The sequence below is a fragment of the Streptomyces sp. NPDC059567 genome (genome assembly GCF_042735655.1).
Classification (GTDB): domain Bacteria; phylum Actinomycetota; class Actinomycetes; order Streptomycetales; family Streptomycetaceae; genus Streptomyces.
Genome location: NZ_JBHWBS010000002.1, coordinates 161,382 through 177,712 on the forward strand (window position 1 = coordinate 161,382; position 16,331 = coordinate 177,712).

General features: G+C 72.8%; 17 protein-coding genes and 1 pseudogene. 11 read left to right on the plus strand and 7 right to left on the minus strand.

Translation table 11 applies throughout. From position 1 onward, the window contains the following. Window positions 1-29: 29 nt before the first annotated feature. Window positions 30-293, minus strand: a complete 264-nt coding sequence (locus ACFVZW_RS02120; protein ID WP_384515356.1) for a hypothetical protein — start codon at window positions 291-293, stop codon at window positions 30-32. A gap of 334 nt (window positions 294-627) precedes the next feature. Between ACFVZW_RS02120 and ACFVZW_RS02125 the strand changes: the two are divergent. Further along, a pseudogene (locus ACFVZW_RS02125) lies at window positions 628-1,444 on the plus strand (serine/threonine-protein kinase); the annotation flags it as partial. A 24-nt stretch (window positions 1,445-1,468) separates the two neighbouring features. Here ACFVZW_RS02125 and ACFVZW_RS02130 read toward each other — a convergent pair. Then, window positions 1,469-1,939 carry an indole-3-glycerol phosphate synthase gene (locus ACFVZW_RS02130; protein WP_384515359.1) on the minus strand — a complete coding sequence of 157 codons (471 nt, stop codon included), beginning with the start codon at window positions 1,937-1,939 and terminating at the stop codon, window positions 1,469-1,471. A 106-nt stretch (window positions 1,940-2,045) separates the two neighbouring features. Further along, complete coding sequence (locus tag ACFVZW_RS02135; RefSeq protein ID WP_384515361.1) at window positions 2,046-2,825, minus strand: pyrimidine reductase family protein; 780 nt, start codon at window positions 2,823-2,825, stop codon at window positions 2,046-2,048. A gap of 36 nt (window positions 2,826-2,861) precedes the next feature. Here ACFVZW_RS02135 and zapE point away from each other — a divergent pair, with 36 nt between their 5' ends. The 5 genes from zapE (at window position 2,862) to ACFVZW_RS02160 (ending at window position 7,894) form a co-directional block, all read left to right on the plus strand. Beyond that, on the plus strand, window positions 2,862-3,977 hold the full coding sequence (gene zapE, locus ACFVZW_RS02140) for a cell division protein ZapE (RefSeq protein WP_384515364.1): 1,116 nt from the start codon (window positions 2,862-2,864) through the stop codon (window positions 3,975-3,977). Between the two features lie 34 nt (window positions 3,978-4,011). Beyond that, entirely contained in the window at window positions 4,012-4,437 is a 426-nt protein-coding gene (locus ACFVZW_RS02145) for an OsmC family protein (RefSeq protein WP_384515367.1), read from the plus strand. 153 nt (window positions 4,438-4,590) lie between these two features. Further along, complete coding sequence (locus ACFVZW_RS02150) at window positions 4,591-5,949, plus strand: alkaline phosphatase PhoX (RefSeq protein ID WP_384515371.1); 1,359 nt, start codon at window positions 4,591-4,593, stop codon at window positions 5,947-5,949. A gap of 86 nt (window positions 5,950-6,035) precedes the next feature. Beyond that, window positions 6,036-6,956, plus strand: a complete 921-nt coding sequence (locus ACFVZW_RS02155; RefSeq protein WP_384515373.1) for a PPK2 family polyphosphate kinase — start codon at window positions 6,036-6,038, stop codon at window positions 6,954-6,956. 17 nt (window positions 6,957-6,973) lie between these two features. Then, on the plus strand, window positions 6,974-7,894 hold the full coding sequence (locus ACFVZW_RS02160) for a polysaccharide deacetylase family protein (RefSeq protein ID WP_384515376.1): 921 nt from the start codon (window positions 6,974-6,976) through the stop codon (window positions 7,892-7,894). Between the two features lie 59 nt (window positions 7,895-7,953). Here ACFVZW_RS02160 and ACFVZW_RS02165 read toward each other — a convergent pair whose 3' ends face one another. The 4 genes from ACFVZW_RS02165 to ACFVZW_RS02180 are packed head-to-tail and all read right to left on the minus strand — an operon-like array spanning window position 7,954 to window position 10,317. Further along, a complete protein-coding gene (locus tag ACFVZW_RS02165; RefSeq protein ID WP_384515379.1) occupies window positions 7,954-8,142 on the minus strand; it encodes a hypothetical protein in 189 nt (62 codons plus the stop codon). 14 nt (window positions 8,143-8,156) lie between these two features. Continuing rightward, window positions 8,157-8,807 (minus strand): ABC transporter, encoded by a 651-nt coding sequence (locus tag ACFVZW_RS02170; RefSeq protein ID WP_384515382.1) that lies wholly within the window; start codon window positions 8,805-8,807, stop codon window positions 8,157-8,159. Further along, window positions 8,804-9,646, minus strand: a complete 843-nt coding sequence (locus ACFVZW_RS02175; RefSeq protein ID WP_384515588.1) for an ATP-binding cassette domain-containing protein — start codon at window positions 9,644-9,646, stop codon at window positions 8,804-8,806. Before ACFVZW_RS02175 ends, ACFVZW_RS02170 begins: the two co-directional genes overlap by 4 nt. Beyond that, window positions 9,643-10,317, minus strand: a complete 675-nt coding sequence (locus ACFVZW_RS02180) for an AIM24 family protein (protein WP_384515385.1) — start codon at window positions 10,315-10,317, stop codon at window positions 9,643-9,645. Before ACFVZW_RS02180 ends, ACFVZW_RS02175 begins: the two co-directional genes overlap by 4 nt. Window positions 10,318-10,388: 71 nt before the next feature. Between ACFVZW_RS02180 and ACFVZW_RS02185 the strand changes: the two genes are divergently transcribed. From ACFVZW_RS02185 to ACFVZW_RS02205, 5 genes are all read left to right on the plus strand, one after another. After that, on the plus strand, window positions 10,389-11,084 hold the full coding sequence (locus ACFVZW_RS02185; protein WP_384515388.1) for a peptidyl-tRNA hydrolase: 696 nt from the start codon (window positions 10,389-10,391) through the stop codon (window positions 11,082-11,084). A 111-nt stretch (window positions 11,085-11,195) separates the two neighbouring features. Next, a complete protein-coding gene (locus ACFVZW_RS02190) occupies window positions 11,196-11,951 on the plus strand; it encodes a DUF4142 domain-containing protein (RefSeq protein ID WP_384515391.1) in 756 nt (251 codons plus the stop codon). Between the two features lie 96 nt (window positions 11,952-12,047). Then, a complete protein-coding gene (locus tag ACFVZW_RS02195; RefSeq protein ID WP_384515394.1) occupies window positions 12,048-13,577 on the plus strand; it encodes a DUF692 domain-containing protein in 1,530 nt (509 codons plus the stop codon). Window positions 13,578-13,584: 7 nt separating this feature from the next. Then, entirely contained in the window at window positions 13,585-14,637 is a 1,053-nt protein-coding gene (locus ACFVZW_RS02200) for a TIGR04222 domain-containing membrane protein (protein ID WP_384515396.1), read from the plus strand. Between the two features lie 70 nt (window positions 14,638-14,707). Beyond that, window positions 14,708-16,331, plus strand: a 1,624-nt coding sequence (locus tag ACFVZW_RS02205; RefSeq protein WP_384515399.1) for an alpha/beta hydrolase, incomplete at its 3' end; no start/stop codon positions are given.

The window sequence follows — 16,331 nt, forward strand, 5'->3', positions numbered from 1 at the left end:
AGATGCCCACGACCCCGGAGGAACGCCGGCTAGCCGCGGCTGCCGAAGAGGGAGCGCCGCAGGCGGCGCAGCGGGGCGAAGAGCGAGACGCGCGCGCTCTTGCTGCGACGGCTGTGCGAGACGTCACGCGACGTCAGCTCCCGCATCAGCAGCGTCGCCTCGGCCGCGTCACGCTGTGGCACGACGGGGCCGCCGAGCACCGCGAGATGACGGTCGAGTCGCGAACTGGTCGCACTGCTCCCGCATGTGATGGCAGGCACTCGCGGCCTGCTGCGCATTGCTATCTGTTCCATGTCACTCCCCACCCTAACGAGGGCACCCAGCCCGGGCAGGTTAACCCTATCGCCCCGCTGTGACACTCGTGTATCCCGGCGGCAGGATTCACCGCACTCGTACGGGGGTTGACGGTTACTGTCCGAATCCATCTGATTCCAGGGCGAGTTGGACAGCACTCGAACACCTGCCGAACCGTCACGAACCATCCTGCACGCAAGCCCGCCGGCCTTCGGTATCTGACGGTGTGTGATCTCCACCACCAAGATCACCCCGGGCTCGCGGCGCGGTGTTCGAAGTGGCCGGGGCGGGGGCAGGAATGTTCCACCGGTGGACGACGGACGGGGACACGCCATGACCGTGATCGCGGGGCGGTACCGACTCCTCGACGTCCTGGGCCAGGGGGGCATGGGCACCGTCTGGCGGGCCAGGGACGAGGTCCTGGCCCGCGACGTCGCCGTCAAGGAGGTCCGCGCACCGGCCGGGCTCGCCGGGGACGACGAGCGGCGGCTCTACGCCCGCCTGGAGCGGGAGGCCTGGGCGGCCGCCCGGATCTCGCACCGGAACGTGGTGACGGTGTACGACGTGGCCACCGAGGACGGCCGGCCCTGGATCGTGATGGAGCTGATCCGCGGGCTGACGCTCTCCGACGTCCTCGACGCGGAGGGCCCCCTGCCCCCGCAGCGCGCCGCGGGCATCGGCGCCGACGTACTGGCCGCGCTGCGCGCCGCGCACGAGGCCGGGGTGCTGCACCGGGACGTGAAGCCGGGCAACGTCCTGCTCGCCAACGACGGACGGGTCGTCCTCACCGACTTCGGCATCGCGGCGGTGGAGGGGACCTCCAACCTCACGATGACGGGCGAGCTCGTCGGCTCCCCCGAATTCCTCGCCCCGGAGCGGGCGTTGGGCCGCACACCCGGCCCCGCGTCGGACCTGTGGTCGCTCGGCGTGCTTCTGTACGCGGCGGTGGAGGGCGCCTCGCCCTTCCGTCAGGACACTCCGCTGAGCACCCTGCGGGCCGTGGTGGACGAGGAGCTGCCGCCGCCCCGCAGAGCCGGCCCGCTGGCCCCCGTGATCGAGGGGCTGCTCCGCAAGGATCCGCAGGAGCGGCTCCAGGCTGCCGAGGCGGAGAGCGAGTTGAGACTGGTGGCCGCGGGCGGCGCGCCGCGCCCGGGGCCGCCCCGGGCCGCGCCCGTCACTCGCTGTGCGCGAACAGTTTCAGGACCGGGACGCCGACCTTGTGGCGGGCCCGCGAGGCCCAGTCGCGGTGGAAGAACTCCTCCACGTAGTGCGGGGCCGTCAGGACGATCACCTCGTCTGCGTCCGACTCGTCGACGACGGACTTCATCTTGTCGAGGGGGTGGTCCTCGACCACCTGTCCGACCGCCTCGCAGCCGGCGTTCCGCAGGGCCTGGAGGGAGTACTCCAGGGCCTGCTCGGCGGGGACACGGGCCTCCTTGCCCTCCGGCTGCTCGCCCTCCTTGGTCGCTTCCTTCAGCTCGCCCATGGCGACGTCGTCGATGGCGCGCAGCAGCACATCGGCCTGGTCACCACGGGGCTGCATCAGCACGATGAAGGACACCGCCTCTTCGCCGTGCAGGGTGGTGACGAATTCCACGTCGACGGACGTGAGGGGCTTCTCGATCATCAGAACGCTTGTGAACACCTCAGGAGCCCTTCTGCGGAAACCATCCTTCCCCGTGCCCGCACGGGGTCTACGGGGGTAAGTGTGCCCAGCGGAAGCTAACCGGAACGACAAATTCCGCCGATTGTCAGATCCGACGGTAGCGGGTGAAAAGGAACCCGGCCTCCTCCAGCACCGACGCCACGGCGAACCGTTTCGGGACGTCCACCGACGGGCCTCCCGCGATCCGCTGCGCGGCGCCCGCCGTCATCGTCGGCGACACCGTCAGGCACAGCTCGTCGAGCACGCCCGCCGCGACGAACTGGCCGAGCAGCCGGGGCCCGCCCTCGGTCAGCTGGCGCCGCAGCCCCCGCTCCACGAGCGCCGCCTTCGCGCGGTCCGGCTCCACGCCGGGCCCGTCGCCCGCGATCACCACCTCCGCGCCGGCCTTCGCGGCCGCGTCCACACGGTCGGGGGGCGCCGCGGCCCCGGTCAGGACCAGCGTCGGCACCAGGGGCTCGGTGAACAGCGGAGCCGAGAAGTCCAGGTCCAGGGAGGCACTGACCACCGCGATCACCGGCGCCGGCCCCTGCCCGGCGGCCGCCCTGCGGGCCGCGAACGCGTCCCGGGCACGGGCCGGCCGGTACCCCTCCTGGCGTACGGTCTGCGCCCCCACCACGATCACGTCGGCCAGACCACGCAGCGTGCCGAAGATCCGCATGTCGGTGTCGGAGGAGAGGGGCTGGGAACGGCCGTCGTGCTGCCCGGCCCCGTCGAGGGAGGAGACCATGTTGGCGCGCAGCCAGACACCGTCCGGAAGCGGCTCCGGGTACGCGTAGAGGTCGGCCAGCTCGTCGAGGGACCACTCCCGGTCCCCGGCGAGGGCGTCGTCGGCTGTCATGTCCGTCACAGGGAACAGGCGTCGCATCCTCGCAGTCTGACACGGCGCTTACAGTGGGGAACTGTGTCGACCCGTGCCTCCCACACCTCCCGTGCCATAACCGAAGCCGCTTCCGTCGAAGCCGCTCCGGTCTCCCTCTGCGCCCGGGAGCCCCATGTCCCCGCCGACCGGCTCGTCGCCGAGATGGTCCCGCCGCCGCGCTTCGACTCGGTGCGCTTCGACACCTACATCCCGGACCCGAACCAGCCCAGCCAGACCGACGCGGTCAAGGCCCTGAGCTCCTTCGCCGAGGGGCTCGGCGGCGCACACGCCACCGGCGCCGGCAAGCGCCCGGCACTCAGCCGCTGGTTCGCCAAGAAGCCCGCCGCCCCCACGGGCCCGCGCGGGATCTACCTCGACGGCGGCTACGGCGTCGGCAAGACCCACCTCCTCGCCTCCCTCTGGCATGCCACCCCCGCCGAGCCGGGGCTCAAGGCCTTCGGCACGTTCGTGGAGCTGACGAACCTCGTGGGCGCGCTGGGCTTCCAGCAGACCGTGCAGACGCTCAGCGGACACCGGCTGCTCTGCATCGACGAATTCGAGCTGGACGACCCGGGCGACACCGTCCTCGTCTCCTCCCTGCTCAGCCGGCTCGTGGAGGCGGGCGTGGCGCTGGCCGCCACCTCCAACACGCTGCCGGGCAAGCTGGGCGAGGGCCGGTTCGCCGCCGCCGACTTCCTGCGCGAGATCCAGGGCCTCTCCGCCCACTTCCGGCCGCTGAGGATCGACGGTGAGGACTACCGTCACCGCGGGCTGCCCGAGGCGCCCGCCCCGTACTCCGAGGAGCAGGTGACGAAGGCGGCGTACGCGACGCCGGGCTCCTCGCTCGACGACTTCCCGCACCTGCTCGACCACCTGGCGAAGGTCCACCCCAGCCGCTACGGCGCGCTGACCGACGGGCTGTCCGCGGTCTGCCTCACCGACGTCCAGGCGGTCCCGGACCAGTCGACCGCGCTGCGGCTCGTGGTCCTCGCCGACCGGCTGTACGACCGTGAGGTCCCGGTGCTCGCCTCCGGGCTCCCCTTCGACCGGCTGTTCAGTGAAGAGATGCTGAAGGGCGGGTACCGGAAGAAGTACTTCCGGGCGATCTCCCGGCTCACCGCCCTGGCACGAGACGCAAAGGGTCTGGTGGAGCAGTAGGTTGGGGGCCATACCCGATCGAAAGGGATTCATCATGGCCACCGTCCGTCACGCCCACACCGTCTGGGAGGGCGACCTCCTCAAGGGCAAGGGCGTCGTCACCCTCGACTCCTCCGGCCTCGGCGAGTACCAGGTCTCCTGGCCGTCGCGCGCCGAGGAGCCGAACGGCAAGACCAGCCCGGAAGAGCTGATCGCCGCCGCGCACTCCTCCTGCTTCTCGATGGCGTTCTCCAACGGTCTGGCCAAGGCCGGCAACCCGCCGGCCCGCCTGGAGACCAAGGCCGATGTCACCTTCCAGCCCGGCGAGGGCATCACGGGCATCCACCTGACCGTGCGCGGCGAGGTCCCCGGCCTGGACGCGGACGAGTTCAAGGCGCTGGCCGAGGACGCCAAGAAGAACTGCCCGGTCAGCCAGGCGCTCACCGGCACGACGATCACGCTGACCGCCGAACTCGCCTGATCGCTCACGCCACATGAGGCCGTTGTGGCCCGCATGGTTCACCTGTCACCACTGTGCGTGATACACACATGCGGGCCACACGTCACATCACACACCTGTCCTCCCCCATAGCCTTCGGCATGGGGGTGCCCCCACAGGAAAGTGGGTTGCCTCATGTCCGCAACACGACGTCAGATCCTGTCCCGCACCGGCGCGTCCGTCGCCGGCATCGCCTTCGCGGGAGCCTTCTCCGAACTCTTCGCCGGTACGGCGGCCGCTCGCGGGCACGCCGGCTACGGCCCGCTGATCCCCGACCCGGCCGGGCTCCTCGACCTCCCCAAGGGCTTCCGCTACAAGGTCCTCTCCCGCCAGGGCGACCCCCTCCGCTCCGGTGAGGGCCCCGTCCCCAGCAATTTCGACGGCATGGCCGCCTTCGCCGGCCGCCGAGGCCGGGTCCATCTGGTCCGCAACCACGAGAACCGGGTCACCGGCAAGATCGGCGTCCCCACCGTGGAGGGCCTGACGTACGACCCCGCCGCCAAGGGCGGCTGTACGGCGATCGAGCTGGACGGCCGCGGCAACGTCCTGGGCGAGCGTGTCGCCATCGCAGGCACCGCGGTCAACTGCGCGGGCGGGCCCACTCCTTGGGGTACGTGGCTGACCTGCGAGGAGACCGAGGACAAGGCCGGGACCAACGGCTACACCAAGGACCACGGCTTCATCTTCGAGGTCGACGGCGCCGACCCGCACCGCACCGGAGCCGTCCCGCTCACCGCCATGGGCCGCTTCCAGCACGAGGCGATCGCCGTCGACCCGCACAGCGGGATCGTGTACGAGACGGAGGACGCCTTCGAACGGCCCTTCGGGCTCTTCTACCGCTTCCTGCCGGAGAAGCCGCTGGGCGGTCTCGGCTCGCTGCGCGCGGGCGGGGCCCTGGAGGCCATGCGTGTGCCGGGTGTGCCCGACCTCTCCGTGGTCCAGGAGACCGGAGCGAGCTTCGGCGGCGTCGAGTGGGTCCCCGTACCGGATCCGCAGGCCGTCGAAACGCCCATCCGGCTCCAGGACTTCGGGCCGAAGGGCATCACGCACGCGCAGAAGCTGGAGGGCTGCTACTGGGGCGGGCGGGCCGTGTACTTCGTCTCGTCCTTCGCCCGTGCCAAGGACGGCTCGGCGGCCACCCACTACGGCCAGGTGTGGAAGTACGAGCCCCACCGGCGCCGTCTCACGCTCGTCGTCGTCTTCGGCCCGAGCACCGACATCCAGCTGCCGGGCGAGTCGCCGGACAACATCTGTCTCGCCCCGAGCGGCGGTCTGATGGTCAGCGAGGACGGCGAAGGCGGCCAGCACGTCTACGGCGTGAGCCGGAAGGGCGAGGTGTACGCGGTCGCCCGGGGGGCCCAGAACATCGGCACGCCGGAGGCCCCGGAGTGGGGCGAGTTCGCGGGCGTCACGTTCTCGCCGGACGGGCGGACGATGTACGTCAACTGCTACACCCCGGGGACGACGTTCGCGGTGACGGGTCCATGGTGCTGAGGTAGCTCTTCGGCCGCACCGTTCGCGGGTCCGTCGATTCCGTCGCAGGATCGGAGAAGGCGAGCGACGGACCCGAAGGGGCGCAGATGGCGAAGAAGGAAGAGAAGAAGGACGGCAAGGCGGCCAAGGGATCGGGGACGAAGCGGCCGCGGACCTTGCCGGTGCGGTCCGCGGTCCTGCGGGAGCTGCTGCGCCTGCCCGTCGGCAAGCCGGTGGACCTCTCCTCGTACTCCGCCTCGGAGGTCCCGGCCGGCCCGGCCGGGAAGGCGGCCGGGATCGAGGCCACCGCCCGTCTGGCCCCGCGCCTCGCCGAGCTCCAGGAGCGCCTCTACGCGGCGAGCACGGCCGGCGACCGCCGGCGGCTGCTGCTCGTGCTCCAGGGGATGGACACCAGCGGCAAGGGCGGCACGGTCAAACATGTGATCGGCTACTTCAACCCGTCCGGCTGCCGGATCCGGGGCTTCAAGGCGCCCACGACGGAGGAGCGGGGCCACCCCTTCCTCTGGCGGATCAACCGGGCCCTGCCGGTGCCGGGCGAGATCGGCATCTTCGACCGCTCGCACTACGAGGACGTGCTCATCGCGCGCGTCCGCGACCTGGTCCCCCGCCGTGACCTCGGCCGCCGCTACGGCCAGATCAACCGCTGGGAGGAGTCCCTCGCGGACGACGGCATCACGATCGTCAAGGTCTTCCTGCACATCTCGTACGAGGAGCAGCGCGCGCGGCTCCTGGAGCGGCTCGACAACCCGGACAAGCACTGGAAGTTCAACGCGGGCGACATCGAGGAGCGGGCGCTGTGGCCCGCGTACCAAGAGGCGTACGAGCTGGCGCTGGAGCGCTGCTCGACGTCGGAAGCTCCGTGGTACCTCGTTCCGGCCGACCGCAAGTGGTACCGCGACTGGGCGATCAGCACGCTGCTCCTGGAACACCTGGAGGCGATGGATCCGCGGTACCCGCCGGGCGACTTCGACGTCGCCGAGTGCCGCAGGCAGCTGCTCGCTTCCTGATCGGTTAGTTTCCGTGAGTGACCATTTCTGTACGAAGACTGTCGGCGCTCGCTCTGCTGGGCGCCGTTCTCGTCGGCTGTGGCGGGGGCACGGCCGACACGGCGACGGCTCCTGACGCCCCGTCCACCGCGCCGAGCACGCCGCCGGGCAAGGCGCCGGTGGGCAAGGCGCCGCCGGGCAAGGCGCCGAGCGCGAGCGCCGCGGCCGGCCCGGCGACCGTGCGCAAGGCGCCGCCCACCATGGCGCCCGGCCCCGAGGGGCTCACGCCGGTCTTCGTGCGGGCCCGCACGGGCAAGGAGAAGGTCGTCGCGCTCACCTTCGACGCCGACATGACGGCCGACCAGGGTCCGCGGGCGGCCGACGGGGAGCGCTTCGACAACCCCGGGCTGATCGCGACGCTGCGGCGGCTCGAGGTCGACTCGACCGTCTTCATGACCGGCCGCTGGGCCGAGGAGTACCCGGACCAGGCCCGCTCCATCGGCACCGACCCCCGCTTCGAGATCGCCAACCACTCGTACAGCCACTACGCCTTCGCCTCGCCCTGCTACGGCCTTCCGACGGTGGCGAAGCGGGACATGGCCAAGGACGTGGGGCGCGCGTTCGAGGCGTTCCGCAAGGCCGGGGCGCGCAATGTGGTGCCGTACTTCCGCTTCCCCGGCGGCTGCTACGACGACGACGCGCTGCGCGCGCTCGCCCCCGCGAAGGTCACGGCGGTGCAGTGGGACGTGGTCAGCGGCGACGCCTTCGCCAAGGACGGCGACGCGGTGGCCCGGCAGGTCCTCGACGGGGTGAAGCCCGGCTCACTCGTGGTCATGCACTGCACCCGCAGCGCCGCGCCCGTCACCGAGCAGGCGATCCGCCGGATCGTCCCGGAGCTGCGGGCCAGGGGCTACCGCTTCGTGAAGGTCTCCGAGCTCATGGCGGAGCGGGCTGCCTAGGCCTCGACATCGCCGTGTGGAGGCACGGTCCGACGCAGGTGTGACGTCGCGTCACCAGGCTAGCCGGAGCAGGCCGTTCGCTGGGCCTCCTGCCATGCGCAGACCGGGCAGAGGGTGATCCCCCGGGTCGACTCGGGGTACTCAGTCGGCTTCCGGCACAGCACGCACTCGGCGTACGGCCCCTCGGCGGCCGGAGCCGTCGCCGCCTTCACCTCGGCGGGCGCGCAGTACGGCGTGTCCTCGTCCATGCCGTCGAGCCTACTCACTCCCGGCGGGCCGTGGCCCTGGTGCTCACGGCCGCCGCCGCGGCGACGAGTGCCAGGGCGCCCGCGAGGGCGAGCCACGGCATGGTGACGGTCGCCGTACGGGAGCCGGTGATCATGGCCTGCACCGCGGCCTGCGCCGGTGAGCCGGTGGTCACGAGCGCGAGGAGCGAGCCGAGGACGAGCGCGGCGAGCGACCAGCCACGGGACCGCACGAGCGGCCGGGTGGTGAGGGCGCCCACGGCGGCGCCCGTGAGGACGCAGACCACGGTGGCGAGGAGCCCCGAGCTCCCGGCCTCGAACGGGTCGACCCGGCGGAGGTCGCTCACCGCCGTCACCCCGAGCACGGCGACGACGCCCAGGAGCGCCGCGCAGGCCAGGGCGGCCAGGACCGCCGCGAGGTGCGCCCGTTCCCGTCCGGCCGCGGCGGCCACCACGTCGCGGGCGGCGGGCGGTTCCTGGTTCAGGCAGATCCTCACGATCCACGCCGTGACGGGGAGCAGCGCGGCGGCGGTGTACCCGAGGGCGCCGAGCACGGGCTCCCCGGTCCGCACACCGACGCCGAGGAACACCGCGTACAGCAGCAGGGGTGCGAGCCAGCGCTGGGAGCGCAGCAGCAGGTCGGTCCGATAGCGCAGAAGTGCGGTCATGCCCGTCCTGCCCGGATGCCTTCGGTGCTCAGCTGGTGGATGTGCCAGGAGGCGTCGAGCAGGGCCCGGAGCAGCCCGTCGGAGTGCGCCGCGTCGACCGCGTACACCGTCGTCGTGCCGTCGACCCCGGGCTCGTACGAGGGCGAACCCGGCAGCCCCTCGGGGAGCGGGCGGCCGCCGGAGGCCACGATCCGCACGCGAGTCCGCGTCCCGTCGTCGCGTCGGGGGTTCCCGGGCCGGACCCGTCCCGCGTCCACCGTGAACTCGGCGTCGGCCTCGCCCGCGAGCCGCCGTGGGTCGTGGTCGACGAAGACGACCGTCCCGCCCGCCGCGAGCCGCTCGCGGACGGCGCGGTCCAGCTCGTGGCGCGCGCCCGTGTCGAGGCCGGTCCACGCCTCGTCGAGAACCAGGAGGTCCGGACCGGCGAGCAGCGCCTGGGCGACGGCGACCTTCTGACTGCTGCCCTTGGAGAGTTCGGGGAGCGGGGTGTCCGCGAAGTGGCCCGCGCCGAACCGCTCCAGCCACTCCCCCGCCCGCGCGGCCGCGTCCGCCCGGCCGAGCCCCTGAACACGCCCGAGATGCGTCAGACAGCCGCTCGCGGTGAACGGCAGGGCGGCCGGGAAGCGTTCGGGGACGTACGCCGTGCGCCGCGGCCGCCCGGAGATCCGGCCCTCGGTCGGTGCGTCGATGCCCGCGATGAGCCGGAGCAGCGTGGACTTGCCGGTGCCGTTGGTGCCGGTGATCCGGACGAGGGCGCCGGCGGGCAGGGCGAGGCCGACCTCGCGCAGCACCCACGGTCCGCGCAGGCCGTAACGGCGCCCGACCCGTTCCAGGTTCAGTTCGACGTCTTCTGCGGGGTGAGCTCGCTGGGCCGGACGATGACGAAGCCCTCGCCGTCCAGCCTCAGCTGGACCGCCTCGCCCGAGCCGCCGCGGATCATCGAGCCGACGGACTGCGAGCGGTGCAGCGAGGTGCGCAGCTGCTCGCTCCAGCCGACGACGGCGTCGGTGTCGACGCACACCGGGGCCTGCGCGGTGACCGGGATGACGATCGGTGTGCCCTCGCACATCAGGGCGAGCTTGCCGTAGCCGGTGAAGACGCTGTTGAAGAGGCCGCCGCCGGTCATCCCGGCGCCCTTCACCGTCCTGATCTCGTAGCTGAGGGTGGAGTCGAAGCAGAGGACGTTGCGGCCGTTCACACTGAGCGCGTCGTTCTGCTCGACCTCGACGATGAAGCAGTTCTGCGCCTCGTGCGCGAACCAGGCCTCGCCCTGGCCGCGGACGGCCATCAGCGCCAGGCCCTCGCCGGTGACGGCGCGCTTGAGCATTCCGCCGATGCCCTGGCCCTTGCGCTCGAACTGGAGGTCGCCGCGGAAGGCGATCATCGAGCCCTGGCGCGCCTGCATCTCTCCGTTGACGGCGTACTTGACGCACTTGGCGTTCTGCAGGCTCATGCCGGGGAACGTCGCGGTCTCGGCAAGGTGTTCGCTGGCAAAAAGATCGCTCTTCATGAGGGGCATCCTGTCCCGGAACCTCCGATTCCGACAAGAAGCGCCCCTGCGAGCGGTGGCAGACTTGCCGGGTGAGCAGCAACGAAACCGATGTCCGCGATGAGAAGCCCCAGTTCGTCCTCCCGCTGGTGGTGCGGATCGAGAAGGCCGAGCCCCCGGCCCGTACCGATGCCCTGGAGACGGCCGCTCGCGCCGTCCTGACGATCCTCGCCGACGAGCGCGCGCACGGCGACGGCGAGTGGGCACAGGCCATGACCGACTGGCAGGACGCCCGGATCCGCAAGGTGGTGCGCCGGGCGCGCGGCTCCGAGTGGCGGCGCGCGGAGGCGCTCCCGGGGATCACGGTGACGGGTGAGGCCGCGGAGGTACGGGTGTTCCCGCCGGTCCCGCTGGACGGCTGGCCGAAGGAGCTGGCCAAGCTCCAGGTGTCGGGCACCGATCTGGAGGACCCGGCCGCGCCCGGAGCGCCGCGTCCCGGGGCGGCGCTGCTGTGGCTCAACCCGGATCTGGACATGTCCGCGGGCAAGGCGATGGCCCAGGCGGGGCACGGGGCACAGCTGGCGTGGTGGGAGATGTCGGAGGCGGACCGCAAGGCGTGGCGCGAGGCCGGCTTCCCGCTGGCCGTGCGGACGGCCGACCCGGCGCGCTGGCCGGAGCTGACGACGAGCGGTCTGCCGGTGGTGCGGGACGCCGGATTCACGGAGATCGCGCCCGGTTCGTGCACGGTCGTGTCCGAATTCCCCGTGCTCCTTTCGAACGGCGACTGAACGCGCCCGTCCCGTAGTACGTATCTCCCGATACCGCCAAGTGGGTTGAACGGAAGCCTCCTTACCGGTTCAGTCTGCGGTGACCGAAATTTCGAACGTACGGGAGACACCTTGTCGCTACGCGTCAACGGGACGGCCCTCATCATCGCGGCGCTCGTCGCCACGGTCGGCGCGCTCGCCTTCCCCGTCTGGTCCTATGCCGACCGCTCCGGAACCGGCCAGGCGAATCTGAACGCGTCGAGCGTGGCCACCCAGTGGGGGCCGCTGTCCGCCACGGACCGGGACTTCCTGGTCAAGGTGAGGCTGGCCGGCCTCTGGGAGCTCCCGGCCGGCCAGCAGGCCATCGAACGCGCCCCGAGCCGGGCGATGGTGGAGTGCGGCGACCACCTCGTCGTCGGCCACACGGACCTGGACCGACGGGCCCGGGACGTCGCCGCCAAGCTCGGCGTCGAGCTGCCGAACCAGCCGACCGAGCAGCAGCAGGGATGGCTGCGGGAGCTGACGGCGGCGCGCGGGGAGGAGTACGAGCGCAAGTTCGCGAACCTGCTGCGCAACGCGCACGGCAAGGTGTTCGCGCTGGTCGCCGAGGTCCGGCACACCACGCGCAACACGCTGATCCGGCAGCTGGCGAGCGACGCGAACCAGACGGTGCTCGACCACATCACCATGCTGGAGGCGACCGGGATGGTCGACCACGACGCCCTGGCGAACGAGGCGGCGGGCCGGAAGACCTCGCCGCCCACCGGTCCGCCGGTCGTGCCGTCGCCGGCGGTGCCCTCGCCGGTGGTCCCCTCGGGGACGGACCTGTCGTTCACCTCGCGCCCGGTGCCGGAGTCCGGGATCGTGACGCCGCATTCGGAGCCGTAGGGCCGCCGGAACCTCAAATCAACCTCTGAACGTCCCCCCGACTGGATTCGAACGTCTCCGGCCGGGCCATCAGCTGGGGGACTGAAGGAGGGGGACATGCAGGAACACGGCACGGAGATCGGCACGGCATTCGGCACGACGCCCGGTACGGGGCTCGACTCGGCACTCCGCACGGCGCTCGGGATCGGGATCGGCTGGCGGCCGGAGATCGCGGACGCGGTCGAGGCGCTGCCCGGCATCGACTGGGTGGAGGTCGTCGCGGAGAACGTGTGCGTCGGCCACCTCCCCGACTCGCTGAGGCGGCTGCGGGCGCGCGGGGTCACGGTCGTGCCGCACGGGGTCTCCCTGGGCCTCGGCGGCGCGGACCGGCCGGACGCGGGGCGGCTGGCGGAGCTGGCGGCCAAGGCGGAGGCTCTGGGGGCGCCGCTGGTGACGGAGCACATCGCGTTCGTACGGGCCGGAGGCGCGCTGACGGCGACGCCGCCCCTGGAGGCGGGGCACCTGCTGCCGGTGCCGCGGACCTGGGACGCGCTGGACGTGCTGTGCGAGAACGTCCGGATCGCGCAGGACGCGCTGCCGGTGCCGCTGGCGCTGGAGAACATCGCGGCGCTGATCTCCTGGCCGGGCGAGGAGCTGACGGAGGGCCAGTTCCTTGCGGAGCTGGTGGAGCGTACGGGGGTACGGCTCCTGATCGACGTCGCGAACCTGCACACGAACCACGTCAACCGCGGCGAGTGCCCGTCGAAGGCCCTCGCCGAACTCCCGGTCGAGGCGATCGCGTACGTCCATGTCGCGGGCGGCCTCGAACGCGACGGCGTCTGGCACGACACCCACGCCCACCCGGTCCCCGAGCCGGTCCTCGACATCCTCTCGGACCTGGCGTCGAGGATCTCCCCACCCGGAGTCCTGCTGGAACGGGACGACCACTTCCCGCCCACGGAGGAACTGTCGTCGGAACTGGCGACGATCCGTGAGCGGCTGACCGGGGCGGTCGCCGGGACGGAGGCGGTGCCCGCACGGCCTCGGACGGTGCCCGCCGCGGGTGGCGTGGCTGTGGCCGTCGGCGCGGAGCGCCCGCTGCTCATAGGCGCGGGTGCCCGTGTCTCCGGCGGCCCGATGCCGCAGCCGGCGGACGCGCGCGACGATGCGGTCGCCGAGCCGCTCGGCACCCCGGGAGTCGTGCCGGGTTCAGCCGACACAGCGGCGCTGCATCCCGAGCGGGCTCGTGGGCGGGTTGCCGTGGCGCAGGCCGCGCTGTTGTCCGCGCTCGTCGCGGGGACTCCCGCGCCCGAGGGGTTCGACAGCCGACGGCTCGGCGTGCAGAGTCGCGCCCTCGTCGGGAAGCGGGCCGACGTGATCGCCAAGATCGCGCCCGAGCTGCCCGAGATCCTCGGCGACGGCTACCGCCGCGCGTTCTTCGCGTACGCCAGGACCCGCCCCATGTCCGGCGGCTACCGCCGCGACGCCCTCGCCTTCGTCGAGAACCTGCTCGTCGCCGGCCGCCCCGAGGACCCCGACGCCCGTCGCCGGCTCACCCGGTGGTGGCAGGACCGCACCGACACGCGTCCGCCCGGCCGGGCGACCCGGCTGATCCGCGCCGCCCGCGCCACGCTCGTACGAAAGTGAGGGCCGCATGAACCTCCTCGCCCTGATCGTCTGGGCCGCCGTCCTCGTCGCCCTCGGCATGACGATCGCCCGCCTCCGCGCCGCCCGCGCCGACCACGGCGGCTCCGTCCACGACCTCGCCGAGGCCGCCTTCCTTCTCGGCGGCCCGCCCCGCGTCGTGGACACGACCCTGGCGACCCTGCACGCCGACGGGCTGATCGGGGTCGGCGGTCCCGGCCTCGTCGTCGTGCTCCGCCCCGACCTGCGGGCCCGGGACCATGTCGGCCGTGCCGTGCTGGAGCAGCTCGCGGCCGCCCCCAGCGGCGCCCTGCACGAGCTGCGCCTCGCGGTGATGCGCGGCCCCGCCGTCCAGGAGATCGGCGACGGCCTGGCCGCGCGCGGCCTGATGGTGGCCCCGGAGGCCCGGCGCGCCGGGAAGCGGGCGTGCCTCGCCCTCGGCTTCGGCTCGTTCGCGCTGCTCGTCGTCTCGATCGCCCTGTCCGTGGGCGTCGCGCGCGAACCGTTCGAGGTGCCGTTCTTCTTCAAGGTCGTGCCCGTCCTCTTCGCGGGCATCATCGTCGCCCTGGTCTGCGGCGCGTACAACACCGGTCGGACGACCCAGGCCGGCCGCCGCGCCGCCGCCCAGTACCGGGCCGCCCACGTCTACTTCCCCGACGCCGCGCACCAGGTCGGGCTGCGCGGACTGCGCGCCGTACCCGACACGGAGCTGCGGACCCAGCTGATCGCGGCGGCCCGGATGCCCAGGACGCCCCTGACGAACAGCAGCAGCTCCAACACCGCCACCACGGACGCGTTCACCCTCGCGGCCCTGCACTGGTGCGCGGGCACCCCCGGCAGTCCGGGCGGCTGCGGCGGCGCTCCCGGAGGAACGGGAGGCGGAGTCGACAGCGGTGTCGGCGGCGGGGGCTGTTCCGCGAGCGCCTGCTCGAGCGGAGGCGGTGGCGGCGGTTCCGGCTGCGGCAGCTCCGGCGGTGGCGGATCCAGCTGCGGAAGCTCCAGCAGTGGCGGCAGCTCCTGCTCCAGCAGCAGCGGTTCCAGCTGCGGAAGTTCCAGCGGCTGACCGGGTTGTCGTTCCCGACACTCCTGGAAGGTCCTTTACAAGCCCCGCGCCGCGTGCCGACGATCCCGACGTGAAAGCCCTCGTGCTGTCCGGAGTCGTCGGCTCGCTCGTGCTGACCTCCCTCGCCACCCCGCCCGGCCGGGCCCTCGACGCCCCGCCCTCCGAGGCGCGCGGCACCCTGCTCGCGGCCCGCCGTGCCGCGGCGGAGGGCATCCGTTTCACCACCTGCCCGGCGGAGGAGAAGCTGCCGCCGCACGTCACGTGCGGCACCGTCCGGGTCCCCCTCGACTACGCGGACCCGGACGGGGCCTCGATCCCGCTCACGGTGAGCCGGGTCGAGGCCTCGGGCCCGGCCGCGGACCGCCAGGGCGCGCTCGTCTACAACCCGGGCGGCCCCGGCGCCTCCTCCACGTTCTTCCCGCTGACCGCGGAACTCCCCGCCTGGAAGCGGATCTCCGCCGCGTACGACCTGGTCGGCTACGCCCCGCGCGGAGTCGGCCGGTCGGCTCCGGTGTCCTGCCAGGACCCGGCCGACCGCGCCACGGGCCCCACACCGGCGCCGACGCACCCCTCGGAGGTCTTCAAGCGGGAGCGGATCGCCCGCGCGAAGACGTACGCCCAGGGCTGTGCCACCCGCACCGGCCCGGCCCTGCGCCACTACCACTCGCTCAACAACGCCCGTGATCTGGAGGTGCTGCGCGCGGCGCTCGGCGAGCCGAAGCTGACGTACATGGGCGCCTCGTACGGCACGTACTTCGGCGCGCTGTACGCGACGCTCTTCCCGCACCGGGTGCGCCGGATGGTCTTCGACGCGCCCGTCAACCCGGCGCCGCGCCAGATCTGGTACGTCAACAACCTCGACCAGTCGCCGGCGTTCGAGCGCCGCTGGGCCGACTTCCGTGCCTGGGTCGCCGAGCACGACAAGGTGTACGGCCTCGGCACCACGGCGCAGGAGGTCCGGACGAGTTACGAGAAGGTCCGCGCCGAACTCGCGGCGAGCCCGGCGGGCGGGAAGGTCGGCCAGGGGCAGCTGCATGCGGCGATGCTCGACGTGGGGTACCACGACGGTTTCTGGGCGCTGCGGGCCGCCGCGCTGTCGCGGTATCTGAAGGGTGATCCGCAGCCCTTGATCGAACAGGCCACCCCGGCGCGGGAGCCGTCCCCGGACGCCGGGAACGGAAGGGCGGTCTACACGGCGGTGGAGTGCAACGACGCTCCCTGGCCGGAGGACTTCGCCGTGTGGGACCTGGACAACACCCGGCTCGCGAAGCTCGCCCCGTTCGAGACCTGGGACAACGCGTGGCTGAACCTGCCGTGCGCGTACTGGAAGGCGCCGCGGCGCAAGCCGCTGGACGTGCGGACGGGCCCGGGTGTGCTGCCGCCGGTGCTGATCCTGGCCGCCGAGCGGGACGCGGCCACGCCGTACGAGGGGGCGCTCGAACTGCAGCGCAGGCTGTGGGGGTCCGCCCTGGTGACCGAGCGGGACGCCGGGACGCACGGCATCGGGGGTGGCCCGAACGCCTGCGTCAACGGGCATCTGGAGGCGTATCTCCTGACCGGGGCGGTGCCCGGAAAGACGCCGGTGGGGGGGGGCCCGGGGGGGGGGGCGCCCCGGGCCCCCCCGCGGGGGGGGGGGGGGGGGGGGGGGGGGGGGGGGGGCGCGGGGGGGTCGGGGGGGTGTGTGGGGGAGGGAG